This window comes from Brevundimonas sp. BR2-1 (genome assembly GCF_037626195.1).
GTDB lineage: Bacteria > Pseudomonadota > Alphaproteobacteria > Caulobacterales > Caulobacteraceae > Brevundimonas.
This window is the reverse complement of record NZ_JARKMV010000005.1, coordinates 13,208-27,017: the sequence shown is the minus strand read 5'-3', so window position 1 is coordinate 27,017 and position 13,810 is coordinate 13,208. Positions and strand designations below refer to the sequence as shown.

General features: G+C 66.1%; 20 protein-coding genes. All 20 read right to left on the bottom strand.

Annotated elements, in window-relative coordinates; genetic code table 11:
* Positions 1-115: 115 nt before the first annotated feature.
* Positions 116-580 (bottom strand): GNAT family N-acetyltransferase, encoded by a 465-nt coding sequence (locus BrevBR_RS15870; protein ID WP_340001577.1) that lies wholly within the window; start codon positions 578-580, stop codon positions 116-118.
* A 40-nt stretch (positions 581-620) separates the two neighbouring features.
* Positions 621-1,079, bottom strand: coding sequence for a nuclear transport factor 2 family protein (locus tag BrevBR_RS15865; protein WP_340001576.1), 459 nt, complete (start codon positions 1,077-1,079; stop codon positions 621-623).
* Between the two features lie 185 nt (positions 1,080-1,264).
* Positions 1,265-3,658, bottom strand: coding sequence for a TonB-dependent receptor (locus BrevBR_RS15860; protein ID WP_340001575.1), 2,394 nt, complete (start codon positions 3,656-3,658; stop codon positions 1,265-1,267).
* 290 nt (positions 3,659-3,948) lie between these two features.
* On the bottom strand, positions 3,949-4,368 hold the full coding sequence (gene rplQ, locus BrevBR_RS15855) for a 50S ribosomal protein L17 (protein ID WP_300467175.1): 420 nt from the start codon (positions 4,366-4,368) through the stop codon (positions 3,949-3,951).
* Between the two features lie 102 nt (positions 4,369-4,470).
* Positions 4,471-5,490 carry a DNA-directed RNA polymerase subunit alpha gene (locus BrevBR_RS15850; protein ID WP_340001574.1) on the bottom strand — a complete coding sequence of 340 codons (1,020 nt, stop codon included), beginning with the start codon at positions 5,488-5,490 and terminating at the stop codon, positions 4,471-4,473.
* A gap of 91 nt (positions 5,491-5,581) precedes the next feature.
* Entirely contained in the window at positions 5,582-5,971 is a 390-nt protein-coding gene (gene rpsK, locus BrevBR_RS15845; RefSeq protein WP_013268944.1) for a 30S ribosomal protein S11, read from the bottom strand.
* A gap of 9 nt (positions 5,972-5,980) precedes the next feature.
* On the bottom strand, positions 5,981-6,349 hold the full coding sequence (gene rpsM, locus BrevBR_RS15840) for a 30S ribosomal protein S13 (protein ID WP_055832177.1): 369 nt from the start codon (positions 6,347-6,349) through the stop codon (positions 5,981-5,983).
* A gap of 141 nt (positions 6,350-6,490) precedes the next feature.
* The gene (locus BrevBR_RS15835) at positions 6,491-7,204 is read right to left on the bottom strand and encodes an energy transducer TonB (RefSeq protein WP_340001573.1); all 714 of its coding nucleotides are present in this window, start codon (positions 7,202-7,204) and stop codon (positions 6,491-6,493) included.
* Positions 7,205-7,263: 59 nt separating this feature from the next.
* On the bottom strand, positions 7,264-7,836 hold the full coding sequence (locus BrevBR_RS15830; RefSeq protein WP_340001572.1) for an adenylate kinase: 573 nt from the start codon (positions 7,834-7,836) through the stop codon (positions 7,264-7,266).
* A gap of 21 nt (positions 7,837-7,857) precedes the next feature.
* Positions 7,858-9,246 (bottom strand): preprotein translocase subunit SecY, encoded by a 1,389-nt coding sequence (gene secY, locus BrevBR_RS15825; RefSeq protein WP_332641469.1) that lies wholly within the window; start codon positions 9,244-9,246, stop codon positions 7,858-7,860.
* Between the two features lie 104 nt (positions 9,247-9,350).
* Positions 9,351-9,944: a 50S ribosomal protein L15 gene (gene rplO, locus BrevBR_RS15820; protein WP_442881352.1), complete on the bottom strand. Its 594-nt coding sequence runs from the start codon at positions 9,942-9,944 to the stop codon at positions 9,351-9,353.
* A 143-nt stretch (positions 9,945-10,087) separates the two neighbouring features.
* Positions 10,088-10,285, bottom strand: coding sequence for a 50S ribosomal protein L30 (gene rpmD, locus BrevBR_RS15815; RefSeq protein WP_292100103.1), 198 nt, complete (start codon positions 10,283-10,285; stop codon positions 10,088-10,090).
* 4 nt (positions 10,286-10,289) lie between these two features.
* Positions 10,290-10,910, bottom strand: a complete 621-nt coding sequence (gene rpsE, locus BrevBR_RS15810; protein WP_332641468.1) for a 30S ribosomal protein S5 — start codon at positions 10,908-10,910, stop codon at positions 10,290-10,292.
* A 12-nt stretch (positions 10,911-10,922) separates the two neighbouring features.
* A complete protein-coding gene (gene rplR / locus BrevBR_RS15805) occupies positions 10,923-11,285 on the bottom strand; it encodes a 50S ribosomal protein L18 (protein WP_305758649.1) in 363 nt (120 codons plus the stop codon).
* A gap of 3 nt (positions 11,286-11,288) precedes the next feature.
* A complete protein-coding gene (gene rplF, locus BrevBR_RS15800) occupies positions 11,289-11,822 on the bottom strand; it encodes a 50S ribosomal protein L6 (RefSeq protein WP_056615256.1) in 534 nt (177 codons plus the stop codon).
* A gap of 1 nt (position 11,823) precedes the next feature.
* Positions 11,824-12,222, bottom strand: a complete 399-nt coding sequence (gene rpsH, locus BrevBR_RS15795; protein ID WP_055832159.1) for a 30S ribosomal protein S8 — start codon at positions 12,220-12,222, stop codon at positions 11,824-11,826.
* A 14-nt stretch (positions 12,223-12,236) separates the two neighbouring features.
* Positions 12,237-12,542, bottom strand: a complete 306-nt coding sequence (gene rpsN / locus BrevBR_RS15790) for a 30S ribosomal protein S14 (protein WP_056615252.1) — start codon at positions 12,540-12,542, stop codon at positions 12,237-12,239.
* 19 nt (positions 12,543-12,561) lie between these two features.
* Positions 12,562-13,122, bottom strand: a complete 561-nt coding sequence (gene rplE, locus BrevBR_RS15785) for a 50S ribosomal protein L5 (RefSeq protein WP_056615248.1) — start codon at positions 13,120-13,122, stop codon at positions 12,562-12,564.
* Complete coding sequence (gene rplX, locus BrevBR_RS15780) at positions 13,122-13,430, bottom strand: 50S ribosomal protein L24 (protein ID WP_325741959.1); 309 nt, start codon at positions 13,428-13,430, stop codon at positions 13,122-13,124. Before rplX ends, rplE begins: the two co-directional genes overlap by 1 nt.
* 2 nt (positions 13,431-13,432) lie before the next feature.
* Positions 13,433-13,801, bottom strand: a complete 369-nt coding sequence (rplN, locus tag BrevBR_RS15775) for a 50S ribosomal protein L14 (RefSeq protein WP_055832151.1) — start codon at positions 13,799-13,801, stop codon at positions 13,433-13,435.
* Positions 13,802-13,810 lie beyond the last annotated feature (9 nt).

The following is a 13,810-nucleotide window of genomic DNA, read 5'->3' as shown; positions in this document are numbered from 1 at the left end:
GATGCCGCTGTTCGACAAATCACCCCCGCCCCGCCGCGCCCTGTGGGACCGCATCCTCTACATCCTGTGCGCCGTCCTGATCTGGGCGGCGGTTTTGTATGAGGCGCTGTAGCGGTCAGAGCCGCTTTTCCATCCACACGTCGCACCGGGCGTAGGGCGTGGGCTGCGGCGGTAGGTCGACGAAGCCGAAGCGGCGATAGAGGGCGATGGCGTGGGTCTGGGCCGTGTTGGTCTCCAGATACAGGCGCGGCGCGCCGGCCGCCCGCGCCGCCGCCTCGCACGCCTCGAGCAGCCGCCAGCCCAGGTTCAGGCCGCGCGCGCCCTCGACGACCGCCATCTTGCCGACCTCATAGCCGCCGTCGGCCATGGCCATCAGAGAACAGCAGCCGACCGGCCGGCCTCCTCGCTCGGCGATGAAGATGAAGCCGCCCTTGTCGAGGATCGAGCCTTGAGGGTCGCCGAGCACCAGTTGATCCTTGGGCTCCAGCACATAGCCGCCGGCCAGAAGCCAGTCCTCGTTCAGCGACCGCCAGGCGGCGGCGTGGCGGGGCTCCCATGGCATGATCAGGACGTCGGTCATCCACACTATCTAGGGCGCGGCGGGCCGGGCGGAAGACCTTTCAGGGCGTGCACGGTCGGCCGCCGTTGTCGAACCGGCCCTCGTCCGAGGTGATCTGGCCGTCGCGAACCGTGAAGAAGTTCATGATCGGAACCGAGAACCCCAGGCTGGCGCTGCTGACCGTCAGCCGGACGGAGACCCGGTCGCCCTGAACCAGATACTCCTGGACCTCCACGACGGCGTCGGGGACGAAGCTGAAGATGCCGCGATAGGTTCGTTCGACCTCCGCCCGCCCCTGACGCGGCGCGCAGAAGTCCGAGGCGTTGACCACGGCGTCGGGCGCATAGAAGGCCACGACCTCCTCGACTGAATGACGGTTCGCCGCGGCGAATTTGGCCGCGACCACATCACGCGGGGAGACGCCGCCGCCGGGGTCCTCCATCGCCATGGCCGATCCGCTCATGGCCCCCAGAACGAGGATTGCAGCCCAAAGGACGGAATCGTGGACAGATTTTCGCATCAGCTTTCTCCGGAACTCCGCCCTCACGGGATTCCATCGGTCCAGCCGGGGATCCAATCGATCAGAAAACGAGCGCCGTGAGCAGAATGAGACGGTGCGACGAAACGCCTGGCCCCGCCGCTCGGCGACAAAAAGGGCGGCCGGTTCGCGCCGGCCGCCCTCCCTGTACCGATCCTGACGGCCGATCAGAACGCCTTGCGCACCGTCATGCCGAAGATGCGCGGTTGTCCCACGGTATAGCCGAGGCGGGCCCGGCCGCCGCGTTCGCGATCGAACGACAGCAGGGCGTTCTCGTCGAAGACGTTGTTGACGTAGATGATGAAGTCCAGACCGCTGTCCATCGACACGCCCCCGCTCAGATTGAACAGCTCATAGCTGGGCAGTTCGAGGTCCAGAACCGTCGCATTGGCCCCCGAGGCGCCGCCGAACGGCAGGCCCGAGACGAAGCTGCGCGGATTGTTCTCCTGATCGCTGGCCTGGGTGAAGCGGCTGCCGACATGCTGGAACGAGGCGGTGATGTAGCCGTCCGCATGGTCGTTGATCGGCCGGGTGTAGGTGGCGTTGAGGGAGATCTGGAACTCGGGCACCGACGGAAGGCGGTTGCCCTCGCGGATGCCGCCGATGACCGCGCCCGTGCCGTCCCGGACGGTGGAGTCGAACTCGGCCTCGACGAAGCTGCCCGAGACGCCGATTTCCAGGCCCTCCACGATCTCGCCCGAGAACTCGGCCTCCAGACCCATGGTGTGGGCCTTGGGCACGTTGAACACCACGCGCGACGAGCACGAGCCGGCGTCCAGCGTCGTCTGCAGGTTCTCGATATCGGTATAGAAGGCCGCCGCGTTCAGGGTCATGCCGCCGAAGCGCGACTTCACGCCGGCCTCGTAGTTCCACAGCTTCTCGTCCTCATAGGACTGGAATCCGCCGAAGATGGCGGCGTCCTGCGGCGTGCAGAGGGGCAGATTGAGCGGGTCGTTGACCCCGCCCAGCCGGAAACCCTGGGCGGCCTGGGCGTTGAAGGTGACGTTGTCGGAGGCCTCGTAGCTGACCAGAACCCGGGGGTTGAAGCCCTGGGACGCGGTTCGATCGGTCTGGTCGTCGCCGTTGGCGAACAGCCCGCCCGAGGTAAAGCGCCGCTCTTCCTTGAAGTCGTATAAGCGGCCGCCGCCGGTGACCGTCCACCGGCCGAAGTCATAGCTGGCCTCGCCGAAGACGGCGGCCTGGTCGATGTCGTAGGGAAGGTCGGCGTTGTAGGGCGAATCGGCCGGGAAGCCGTTGGCGACGGCCGCGGAGGTGCCGGCGCCCAGAACGGCGTCAGTGAAGGCGTCGTAACCCGGCGTCGGCAGGCGCTGGCTGTACCGGCGTTCGACCGTCGAATAGAAGGCGCCGACCAGCCACTGGAAGGCGCCGTCGCTGTCCGAGGAGAGCCGCACTTCCTGGGTGAGTTGCTTCAGGTCGGTCGTGTCGACCAGGGTGGACGGCAGGGTCACCGCCGCCGCCGGATATCCCAGATCGACCGAGACGCTGCCGGTCAGGGAACTGGCGTCGCGGTTCAGCAGGATGCTGCGGTCGATATAGGTGCTGATCGAGTCGAGGACGACGCCGCCCATGTCGAAGGACATGGTCAGATCAGCCAGCATGGTGTCGTCGGCGAAGCTTTCACTGAGCAGCAGATACTGCTCGCGCTCGCCCAAGGTGATCGCCGGCCGCGTCGTGGTGAAGGGGTTGGCGAAGAGGTTGAACGCCTCCTGCCGGTTGAAACCGTCGGCGCGGATTTCCTGATAGACGATCCGCGGCGTGATGCTGACCGCCTCGTTGGGCTGGAACAGAACCGAAAGGCGGCCGCCCACGCGGCTGCCGCTGTTGACGTTATCCACGCGGCCTCCGCCCTCGCGCAGGCTGTCGACATAGCCGCCGTACTGGGTGTCATAGGCGACCGCCCGCACGGCGAGCACGTCGTTCACCGGGATGTTGAGGGCCGCCTTCAGGTGGCCGCCGACGGTCTCGTTGTCGACGAGGTTGACGTTGCCCTCGATCAGGCCGCCGGGCTGGTTCAACTGCGGTTGGTTGGTGATGTAGCGGATGGTGCCGCCGACCGAGCCGGATCCGAACAGCGTCCCCTGAGGCCCCCGCAGCGTCTCCACGCGGTTCAGGTCGAACAGGTCGAAATCAGGCGTGAACAGCGACAGGGAGATCACCGACTCGTCGAGGTAGACGCCGACCTGTTCCTTCACGCCGGGCTGGTCGCGCACGACCTGACCGGCCGAGACGCCGCGCACGGCCACCTGGCTCTGGCCCGGCCCGAGATTCTGGATCGTCAGGCCGGCGACGTTGCGGGACAGGTCCTCCAGATTGACCGCCCCCGACCGCTGGATGTCCTCCTGCGTCTGGGCGTTGATCGAGAATGGGATGTCCTGGATGGTCGAGTCGCGCTTGGTGGCGGTGACGATCACATCGTCCACCGTTGTCGGCTCCTCCTGGGTCTGGGCCGTGGCGATCGAGGGCGCGCCTGCGAGAGCGGCGACTGAAGCGGCTGCGAGAAGCGCCGGGCGCAGGACGCTGAAACGGGTTGAGTGACGCATGCGAGTCCCCTTCCGAAAAATTCTCCTGAAAGGCGAAGCTACCACATCGGGCGGCGAACGGACCCCGACGCGCGTCCGCTGGTTGCGAAGAGGGTATAATGTGTCTCGAATATGTCACATTTGAGCAAAGCTTTGCAGTAAAGGCGGATCACTCCGGCTCCTGCGCACGGTTTGACCGGCACGTTCTGTCGGCGCCCGTGAACCTTCGAACGACGCGCCGCCGGACAAGCAAAAAGGGCGGCCGGTTCGCACCGGCCGCCCTTTTTCTCAAGCCCCTGACGGGAAGCGGCTTACGCTTCGTCGTCGCCCTCGATGGCGTAGACCGGACCCGAGTCCAGGCCCTTGGCGTCGGCGTCACGATCGACAAACTCGATCACGGCCATGGCGGCGTTGTCGCCGTGACGGTAGCCGGCCTTCATGATGCGGATGTAGCCGCCGTTGCGGTCGGCGTAGCGCGGGCCGATCGTCTCGAACAGCTTGCCGACCTGCGGCACGTCACGGACCTGGCTGATGGCCTGACGACGCGCGTGCAGGTCGCCCTTCTTGGCCAGGGTGACCAGCTTCTCGACGAAAGGACGCAGTTCCTTCGCCTTGGGAAGCGTGGTCGTGATCTGCTCGTGCTTGATCAGCGACGCGGCCATGTTGGCGAACATGGCGGTCCGGTGTGCGCTCGTACGACCGAGCTTGCGATAGGCGGCGCCGTGGCGCATCGGGGTCTCTCCTACTCAACCCTGGTATCCGGCTCGCGGACCTGGGGCTTTCTCATTCTAACCGCTCCGCGATCCGGGTGGATCAAGGGCGGAGGGTTGAAACTAGATCTGGTCGTCGAACTTCTTGGCCAGGTCTTCGATGTTTTCCGGCGGCCAGTTCGGCACATCCATGCCGAGGCTGAGCCCCATCGTCATCAGAACTTCCTTGATCTCGTTCAGCGACTTGCGGCCGAAGTTCGGGGTGCGAAGCATTTCGCCCTCGGTCTTCTGGATCAGGTCGCCGATGTAGACGATGTTGTCGTTCTTCAGGCAGTTGGCCGAACGCACCGACAGTTCCAGCTCGTCCACCTTCTTCAGCAGGGCCGGGTTGAAGGGCAGGTCGGGCTTGCCGTCCGAGGCTTCCACGGCCTTCTTCGGCTCGTCGAAGGTGATGAAGATCTGCAGCTGGTCCTGAAGGATACGCGAGGCGTAGGCCACGGCGTCGACCGGCGAAACCGCGCCGTTCGTCTCGACCTCGAGGATCAGCTTGTCATAGTCCAGCGACTGGCCCTGACGGGTCGGCTCGACGCGATAGGCGACGCGCTTGACCGGCGAATACAGGGCGTCGACGGCGATCAGGCCGATCGGAGCGTCTTCCGGACGGTTCAGCTCGGAAGCGACATAGCCCTTGCCGTTCTGGACGGTCAGTTCCATGCGCACCGAAGCGCCCTCGTCCAGCGTGCAGATCACATGGTCGGGGTTCAGGACCTCGATGTCCGACGGGACGTCGATCTGGCCGGCCGTGACCGCGCCGGGGCCCGTGGCGCGCAGGGTCATGCGCTTGGGGCCTTCGGCGTGCATGCGCAGCGCCAGTTGCTTGATGTTGAGCACGATGTCGACCACGTCCTCGCGCACGCCTTCCAGCGACGAGAATTCGTGCACGACGCCGTCGATCTGGATGGCCGTCACGGCCGCGCCTTGCAGCGACGACAGCAGCACGCGGCGCAGGGCGTTGCCGAGCGTCACGCCGAAGCCGCGTTCCAGGGGCTCGGCGACCAGGCGCGACTTGCGCTGGGGGTCGGAGCTCGCCTCGATCTGCGGCTTCTCGGGACGGATCAGCTCTTGCCAGTTACGTTCGATCATGGGTGTCCCTCGAAAACGGAGCGCCGGTCCCTCGCTCCTCGTCAGGGGCGGCAGGACCGGCGGAGATAGTTAGGTCGTCGGTAGCGGTCGCCTAGACGCGGCGGCGCTTGGGCGGACGGCAACCGTTGTGCGGCATCGGCGTGACGTCGCGGATGGTGGTGATGGTCAGGCCGACCGACTGCAGGGCGCGCAGGGCCGACTCGCGGCCGGAGCCGGGACCGGAAACGTTGACTTCCAGCGTCTTGACGCCGTGTTCCTGGGCCTTCTTGCCCGCGTCCTCGGCGGCCATCTGGGCGGCGTACGGGGTCGATTTGCGCGAACCCTTGAAGCCCATATGTCCGGCCGACGACCACGAGATCGCGTTGCCCTGGGCATCGGTGATCGTGATCATGGTGTTGTTGAAGGACGCATTCACGTGGGCGACGCCCGAGGTGATGTTCTTGCGCTCGCGCTTCTTTACGCGACCCGGTTCCTTGGCCATGTGTCTGTCTTACTTCTTCTTGCCGGCGATCGGCTTGGCGGGACCCTTGCGGGTACGGGCGTTGGTGTGGGTGCGCTGGCCGCGGACCGGCAGGCCCTTGCGGTGACGCAGGCCGCGGTAGCAGGCCAGGTCCATCAGACGCTTGATGTTCATCGACGTCTCGCGGCGCAGGTCGCCCTCGACGGTGTGATCGCGGTCGATGGTCTCGCGGATCTGCAGCACTTCAGCGTCGGTCAGCTGGTTCACGCGGCGGGCGGGCTCGATGCCGACCTTGGTCGTGATCTCCTTGGCGGCGTGGGCGCCGATGCCATGGATGTACTGCAGCGCGATCTCTACGCGCTTGTTGGTCGGGATGTTGACACCAGCGATACGGGCCACGAAGCTCTCCAGATACGCGTTGACGGACGCAACAAACGCTCCGGTCAACAGACCAGGAGCGCCGACGTCCTTCGCGGAAGCGCGCCTTATACAGGGGATTCCCGCTGCGTCAACGCCTGACGCCGCACGGGAGCCCGCCGTTCACCGCCCGAACTGGACGAAAACGGTCACCCGCTGGCCCTCGACGGGTCGGCCCGAGGCGCTCATCGGCGGACGAAAGCGGAAATAGGCCTCGGCCACGGTCACGGCGGCGGCGCCGAAACCCTGCCCCGGCGGCGTCTCGCTGACGACCCGGCAGCTGTCCAGCCGCTGGTCCAGGCGGATGACGCAGTTCACGGACCCCCGGCCCGAGCGGCGGCCGCGCGGTATGACGCTGAAAATCTCCTCCTGGGTGGCGCCGCGGACGAACCGCGGGCCGATGCCGCCCGAACCGGAGCCCTCGCCGTCGCCATCGCCCGTGCCGGTCCCGTTGCCGGTTCCGCCCTGCCCCATTCCCGGCGTCGGGCTGGTGTCGGGAGCCGCGCCGATCACCAGGGCGGGTTCAGGCGCTGGCCTGGGCGGGGCCGGCAATTCGGCCTTGGGAGGGGGTTTCGGCGTGACATGAACCCGCGAAGGCGCGGCCGGCTTGCCCCCGCCGGGGTCCGGGGTCGGCTTCAGCGGCGGCGGCGGTGGGGGCGGAGGCGGCGTCGGGCGGAACAGCACCACGCTCATGGGCGGGAACGGCGGCAGCATCGGCGGCGTGGGCTGGGTGCGGGCGATCACGGCGAACACCAGCGCATGGCCGGCCGAGACGACCGCCACGATGCCGGCCGTGCGCAGCCGCTTCTTCGTCAGCCAGGGGGGTTGGATGTTCACGCTCCTGTCATGCCACCGGGGACATGAACGCGCGGGAACGCCAAAAGGTCAGCCGCGGTTCAGCTTGAGGGACCGTCCAGCACGGCGTCGATCGCCGCGGCCACATCGGCGATGGCGCCCATGCCGTCGATCTCGGTCAACAGGCCCTTGTCAGCATAGTAGGGCAGCAGGGGCGCGGTGTTGCGATTATAGGCCTCGAGCCGGACCTTGAAGCTGTCCGGATTGTCGTCCGGACGGCCCTGGTCGGCGAAGCGGACGGCGACCCGCTCCAGCAGGGCCGCGTCGTCCACCTTGAGGCGGACCACGCGGTCGATCTTCTTGCCCAGCTTGGCCAGCATGGCGTCCAGCGCCTCGGCCTGGGCCACGGTGCGGGGGAAGCCGTCGAAGATGGCGCCCCCGGCGTCCTCGGCCTCTTTCAGGCGGGCCTCGATCAGGGCGATGACGATGGCGTCCGACACCAGGTCGCCGCGCGACATGATGGCCTGGCATTCGCGGCCCAGCTCCGAGCCCGAGGCGATGGCCTCGCGCAGCATGTCGCCGGTCGACAGCTGGACCATGCCGCGGGCGTCGACCAGCCGTTTGGCCTGCGTGCCCTTGCCCGCCGCCGGCGGTCCGAACAGGATCAGGTTCATGCCGCCCCTCCCCCGAAGGTCTTAGCGCCGGGCCGGGGCGGTGAGGCCCTTGCCCGCAGGCTTGCCGCGTCCGCGCAGCTTGGCCTTCTTGATCAGGCCTTCATACTGGTGGGCCAGCAGCTGCGACTGGATCTGCGCCACCGTGTCCATGGTCACCGAGACCACGATCAGGATGGAGGTGCCGCCGAAGGCCAGGCCCGAACCGAAGTTGGCGATGACCATTTCCGGCAGCAGGCAGACGGCGGTGATGTAGGCGGCGCCGATGACGGTCAGACGGGTCAGGACATAGTCCAGATATTCCGCCGTGCGCTTGCCCGGACGGATGCCCGGCAGGAAGCCGCCGTATTTGCGCAGGTTCTCGGCCGTGTCCTCGGGATTGAAGGTGATCGAGGTGTAGAAGAAGCAGAAGAAGACGATCAGCGCGCCGTACAGCAGCATGAAGACCGGCTGGCCGTGCTGCATCTGGGCGGTGACGACCGGCAGCCAGTCCATCCACGGCGGCAGGTTCGCATTGGCGGTCATCTGCGCCACCGTGGTCGGCAGCATCAGCAGGGACGAGGCGAAGATCGGCGGAATGACGCCGGCGGTGTTGACCTTCAGCGGCAGGAACGAACGCTCTCCCCCGGCCATGCGGTTGCCTTCCTGGCGCTTCGGATACTGGATCAGAAGGCGGCGCTGGGCGCGCTCCATGAAGACGATGAAGACCACGACCGCGATCATCATGGCGGTGATGAACAGCAGGGTGAAGGCGGACATCTGGCCTTGCTGGGCCAGGCCGAACATGCGGGCGACGGTGCCCGGCAGCACAGCCACGATGCCGGCGAAGATGATCAGCGAGATGCCGTTGCCGACGCCGCGCGCCGTCACCTGTTCACCCAGCCACATCAGGAACATGGTCCCGCCGGTCAGGGTGGTGATGGTCGAGACGATGAAGAACAGTCCGGGGCTGTCGATCAGGCCGGGCTGGGCGTTCAGGCCGATGGCGATGCCGGTCGACTGGAACAGGGCCAGCACCACGGTCAGATAGCGGGTGTACTGGTTCAGCTGCTTGCGGCCGCTCTCGCCGCCTTCTTTCCGCAGCTTCTCCCAGGGCGGATACACGGCGCCCATCAGCTGGACGATGATCGACGCCGAGATGTAGGGCATGACGTTCAGGGCGAACACGGCCATCCGCTCGACGGCGCCGCCCGAGAACATGTTGAACATGTCCAGGATGCCGCGCTGGCCGTCCGGGTTCTGGAAGAACTGCAGGAAGGCTTCCGAGTTGATCCCCGGGATCGGCACATAGGTGCCGATGCGGTAGACCAGCAGGGCCAGGAGCGTGAACAGCAGACGCTTGTGCAGCTCGGTCGCTTTCGCGAACGAGCCCATGTTCATGTTTGCTGCGAGTTGTTCGGCGGCCGAAGCCATATGTCGTCACCCCGACTGATCAGAACGCGGCGCATCGGACAGGAATCCGGCGCCTGCGTCCAGATAGGCGAAGGGCGCCCTCTTAGCGAGAGCGCCCCTCAAGCTTATTTTTTGGAAGCGGTCCGGGTTGTACGGGCCGAGATCTTGTTGGCGTCGCCGCGCGGCGCCTTGGGGGCCGGAGCCTTGCCCTTGGCGGCGTTGCGCTTCTCGACGCGCGCGGCGGCCTTGGCTTCAGCGGCGATACGCTCCTGAACGACGGTGCCGCCGGCGGCCTCGATCGCCTTGACGGCGCCGGCCGAGGCCGACCAGACCACCAGGTTCAGCTTGGACTTGATCTCGCCGGTGCCCAGGATGCGGACGCCGTCCTTGACGCGACGGATCACGCCGGCCGCGACCAGGGCGTCGCCCTTGATCTCGCCCTTGATGTCCAGCTTCTTGGCGTCCACGGCGTCCTGCAGGCGCCACAGGTTCACCTCGGCCAGCTTCAGCGCGTTCGGATTGTTGAAGCCGCGCTTGGGCATCCGCATGTACAGCGGCATCTGGCCGCCCTCGAAGCCGCCGATGGCGACGCCCGAACGGGACTTCTGGCCCTTGACGCCGCGACCGGCGGTCTTGCCCTTGCCCGAGCCCGGGCCACGGCCGACGCGCATGCGCTTCTTGTGGGCGCCTTCGTTGTCGCGGATTTCGTTCAGTTTCATGTGCCTGATCCTTTCGGGTGCTAGCGCCCGGATCGGATCCGGACTCGGCGTTGAAATAATTGAAGGGCCGCTAATAGGCGGCCCCCTTCAGCATCGCAAGACGCGAGACGCCCTCCCCCCGGTCAGGGAGAGGGCGAAACGGCTTACTTTTCGACGATCTCGGTCAGGTGGGCGACCTTGGCGATCATCCCGCGGACCGAGGGGGTGTCTTCCAGCGTGGACTCGCGGCCCATGCGGTTGAGACCCAGACCCATCAGGGTGGCGCGCTGGTCCGACTTGCGGCGGATGGGCGAGCCCGTCTGGCGGACGGTGACGGTGGTCTTGGATTCAGTCTTGGCCATGGTCTCAGGCTTCCTGGGCTTCAGGCGCCGCTTCCGGAGCCGAGGCGCCGTCGTTGCGGCGGCCCATCAGATCGGCGACCTTCTTGCCGCGCTTGGACGCGACCTGACGGGGCGACGACTGGACCTTGAGGGCCTCGAACGTGGCGCGGATCATGTTGTAGGGGTTCGACGAACCGGTCGACTTGCCGACGACGTCCTGGACGCCGAGGGTTTCGAGCACGGCGCGCATCGGACCGCCCGCGATGACGCCGGTTCCGGGAGGCGCGGCGCGCATCATGATCTTGCCGGCGCCCCAACGGCCGGCGCCGTCGTGGTGCAGGGTGCGGTTCTCGCGCAGCGGAACGCGGATCATGGTCTTCTTGGCTTCTTCCGTCGCCTTGCGGATGGCTTCCGGCACTTCGCGCGCCTTGCCGTGACCGAAGCCGACGCGGCCCTTGCCGTCGCCGACGACCATCAGGGCCGCGAACGAGAACCGGCGGCCGCCTTTGACGGTGGCTGCGACGCGGTTGATGTGAACCAGCTTCTCGACGATGTCCGAATCCGGACCGTCGACGGCGGGAGCGTTGCGGTTGTCACGACGGTTGCGATCGTTGCCGCCGCCGCCGCGTTGGGGTGTTTGCGCCATCTGTCGCGTCCCTTAGAAGTTCAGGCCGGCTTCACGCGCGGCTTCCGCCAGCGCCTTCACCCGTCCGTGATAGATGTAGCCGCCGCGATCGAAGACGACGTCCTTGACGCCCTTCTCCAGAGCGCGCTCGGCGACCAGCTTGCCGATGAGAGCAGCGGCGGCGACGTCCGAACCCTTGACCTTCTTGCCCTTCTCGCCTTCCAGCGAGGAGGCCGAAGCGACCGTGACGCCGTTCAGGTCGTCGATGATCTGGGCCGAGATGTTCTTGTCCGAACGGTGCACCGACAGGCGCAGACGGCCGTTGGCGACAGCCTTCAGGCGGCGGCGGGTGCGCTCCGTACGGCGCTGGGCTTGTTGTCGAAGAGAGAGAGCCATGACTTACTTCTTCTTGCCTTCCTTGCGCCGGACCTTTTCGCCCGTGTAGCGGACGCCCTTGCCCTTGTAGGGCTCCGGCGGACGCAGCTTGCGGATGACGGCGGCGATCTGACCGACGGCCTGCTTGTCAGCGCCGGTGATCTTGATTTCCGTCTGCTTGGGCACCGCGAAGGTGACGCCGGCAGGCGGCTGGATGTCGACGTCGTGCGAGAAGCCGAGCTGCAGCGACAGGGCGTTGCCCTTCATCGCGGCGCGGTAACCGACGCCGACCAGGTCCAGGCTCTTTTCAAAGCCCGTGGTGACGCCGACGACCATGTTGTCGACCAGGGTGCGCGACAGGCCCCACATGGCCCGCGAACGCTGGTTGTCCTCGCGGATGGCCAGGTTCAGGCCATCGTCGCCCTGGGTGACTTCGATCTCTTCAGCGACGGTCCAGGAGCGTTCGCCCTTGGGACCCTTCACCGAGACGGTCTGGCCGTCGAGCGTGACAGTCACGCCCTTCGGGATCTCGATGGTGCGTTTTCCGATACGGGACATCTTAGTAGACCCTGCAGAGGACTTCGCCGCCCACCTTGGCTTCGCGAGCCGCGGTGTCCGACATGACGCCCTTGGACGTGGAGAGGATCGAGATGCCCAGGCCGTTCTTGATCGGCTTCAGGTCGGAGATCGCGGAGTAGACGCGGCGGCCCGGCTTGGACACGCGGGCGATCTCGGCGATGACCGGCTGGCCGTCGAAGTATTTGAGCTCGATCTCGAACTGCGGGAATTCGCCGGGGTTCTGAACCAGCGAATAGCCGCGGATGTAGCCTTCGTCCTGCAGCACGTCGAGGACGCGCTGGCGCAGACGGGAAGCCGGGGTGAGCACCTTGGAACGCTTGCGCATGTGCGCGTTCCGGATGCGAGCGATCATGTCGCTCAGGGGATCGTTGATCATCATGTCTGTCGCTCCCCTTACCAGCTGGACTTGGTCAGACCCGGGATCTGACCCAGGTTGCCGAGTTCGCGCAGGGCGATACGGCTCATCTTGAGCTTGCGATAGAAGGCCCGCGGACGGCCCGTCACTTCGCAGCGGTTACGAATCCGGTTGGCGGCCGAGTTGCGCGGCAGCTTGGCCAGCTTCAGGCGCGCTTCGAAACGCTCCTCAAGCGGCAGGGATTCATCGTTGGCGGTCGCCTTCAGGGCGGCCCGCTTGTCGGCGTATTTCGCGACGAGGGCCTTGACCATCTCGTTGCGGTTTACGGCGCTTTTCTTAGCCATTGTGCTTTTCCCTTCCCGCTCAGTTCGTCACGAACGGGAACTTGAACTCGGTGAGAAGCGCGCGTGCTTCGTCATCGGTCTTGGCCGTGGTGCAGACGATGATGTCCATGCCCCACATCTGGTCGATCTGGTCGTAGTTGATCTCGGGGAACACGATGTGTTCCTTGAGGCCCATGGCGTAGTTGCCGCGACCGTCGAACGAGGTCGGCTTCAGGCCGCGGAAATCCTTCACGCGCGGCAGCGCGATGGTGATCAGGCGGTCCAGGAACTCGTACATCTGGTCGCCGCGCAGCGTGACCTTGCCGCCGATGACCATGCCTTCGCGCAGCTTGAAGCCGGCGATGGAGTTGCGGGCCTTGGTGGCGACGGGCTTCTGACCGGCGATGGCGGCCAGATCCTTGAGGGCCGCCGTGGCCTTCTTGGAGTCGGCGACGGCTTCGCCGATGCCCATGTTGAGGACGATCTTGTCCAGCTTGGGCATCTGCATCGGGTTGGTGTAGCCGAACTTCTCGGTCAGCACGCCCTTGATGCGGTCGTTGTACTCGCCCTTGAGGCGCGGTGTGTATTTGGTGTCGGCCATTAGATGACGTCTCCCGTCGTCTTGGCGAAGCGGACCTTCTTGTCGCCTTCGATCTTGAAGCCGACGCGGGTGGCCTTGCCGTTGGCGTCGGCGATCGCGACGTTCGACAGGTGAAGCGACGCTTCCTTGTTCTTGATGCCGCCCTGGGGGTCGGCCTGGGTCGGGCGGGTGTGGCGCTGAACCATGTTGATGCCTTGCACCAGCACGCGGTTCGTCGCCGGCAGGACCTTGGTCACCTTGCCGGTGCGGCCCTTGTCCTTGCCGGTCAGGACGACGACGTTGTCGCCCGTTTTGATCTTGGCGGCCATGACTACAGGACCTCCGGAGCCAGAGAGATGATCTTCATGTGGTTCTTGGCGCGCAGTTCGCGGGGAACCGGGCCGAAGATCCGCGTGCCGACCGGCTCGTTCTGCTTGTTGACGATGACGGCGGCCGACTTGTCGAAGCGAATGACAGAGCCGTCCTTGCGCATGATGTCCTTGGCGGTGCGCACGACGATGGCGCGCACGACGTCGCCCTTCTTCACGCGGCCGCGCGGAATGGCTTCCTTCACCGAAGCGACGATCGTGTCGCCCACCGAGGCGTAGCGGCGCTTGGAGCCGCCCAACACCTTGATGCACATGACCCGGCGAGCACCCGAATTATCGGCTACCTCCAGGTTAGTTTGCATCTGGATCATGAGATCCGA

What these genes read in the sequence shown, in the direction of transcription:
- BrevBR_RS15870 (WP_340001577.1), bottom strand. Translation starts at nt 580, where the DNA reads ATGACCGACGTCCTGATCATGCCATGGGAGCCCCGCCACGCCGCCGCC.
- BrevBR_RS15865 (WP_340001576.1), bottom strand. Translation starts at nt 1,079, where the DNA reads ATGCGAAAATCTGTCCACGATTCCGTCCTTTGGGCTGCAATCCTCGTT.
- BrevBR_RS15860 (WP_340001575.1), bottom strand. Translation starts at nt 3,658, where the DNA reads ATGCGTCACTCAACCCGTTTCAGCGTCCTGCGCCCGGCGCTTCTCGCA.
- rplQ (WP_300467175.1), bottom strand. Translation starts at nt 4,368, where the DNA reads ATGCGCCACGGCGCCGCCTATCGCAAGCTCGGTCGTACGAGCGCACAC.
- BrevBR_RS15850 (WP_340001574.1), bottom strand. Translation starts at nt 5,490, where the DNA reads ATGATCGAACGTAACTGGCAAGAGCTGATCCGTCCCGAGAAGCCGCAG.
- rpsK (WP_013268944.1), bottom strand. Translation starts at nt 5,971, where the DNA reads ATGGCCAAGGAACCGGGTCGCGTAAAGAAGCGCGAGCGCAAGAACATC.
- BrevBR_RS15830 (WP_340001572.1), bottom strand. Translation starts at nt 7,836, where the DNA reads ATGAACCTGATCCTGTTCGGACCGCCGGCGGCGGGCAAGGGCACGCAG.
- secY (WP_332641469.1), bottom strand. Translation starts at nt 9,246, where the DNA reads ATGGCTTCGGCCGCCGAACAACTCGCAGCAAACATGAACATGGGCTCG.
- rplO (WP_442881352.1), bottom strand. Translation starts at nt 9,944, where the DNA reads ATGAAACTGAACGAAATCCGCGACAACGAAGGCGCCCACAAGAAGCGC.
- rpmD (WP_292100103.1), bottom strand. Translation starts at nt 10,285, where the DNA reads ATGGCCAAGACTGAATCCAAGACCACCGTCACCGTCCGCCAGACGGGC.
- rpsE (WP_332641468.1), bottom strand. Translation starts at nt 10,910, where the DNA reads ATGGCGCAAACACCCCAACGCGGCGGCGGCGGCAACGATCGCAACCGT.
- rplR (WP_305758649.1), bottom strand. Translation starts at nt 11,285, where the DNA reads ATGGCTCTCTCTCTTCGACAACAAGCCCAGCGCCGTACGGAGCGCACC.
- rplF (WP_056615256.1), bottom strand. Translation starts at nt 11,822, where the DNA reads ATGTCCCGTATCGGAAAACGCACCATCGAGATCCCGAAGGGCGTGACT.
- rpsH (WP_055832159.1), bottom strand. Translation starts at nt 12,222, where the DNA reads ATGATGATCAACGATCCCCTGAGCGACATGATCGCTCGCATCCGGAAC.
- rpsN (WP_056615252.1), bottom strand. Translation starts at nt 12,542, where the DNA reads ATGGCTAAGAAAAGCGCCGTAAACCGCAACGAGATGGTCAAGGCCCTC.
- rplE (WP_056615248.1), bottom strand. Translation starts at nt 13,122, where the DNA reads ATGGCCGACACCAAATACACACCGCGCCTCAAGGGCGAGTACAACGAC.
- rplX (WP_325741959.1), bottom strand. Translation starts at nt 13,430, where the DNA reads ATGGCCGCCAAGATCAAAACGGGCGACAACGTCGTCGTCCTGACCGGC.
- rplN (WP_055832151.1), bottom strand. Translation starts at nt 13,801, where the DNA reads ATGATCCAGATGCAAACTAACCTGGAGGTAGCCGATAATTCGGGTGCT.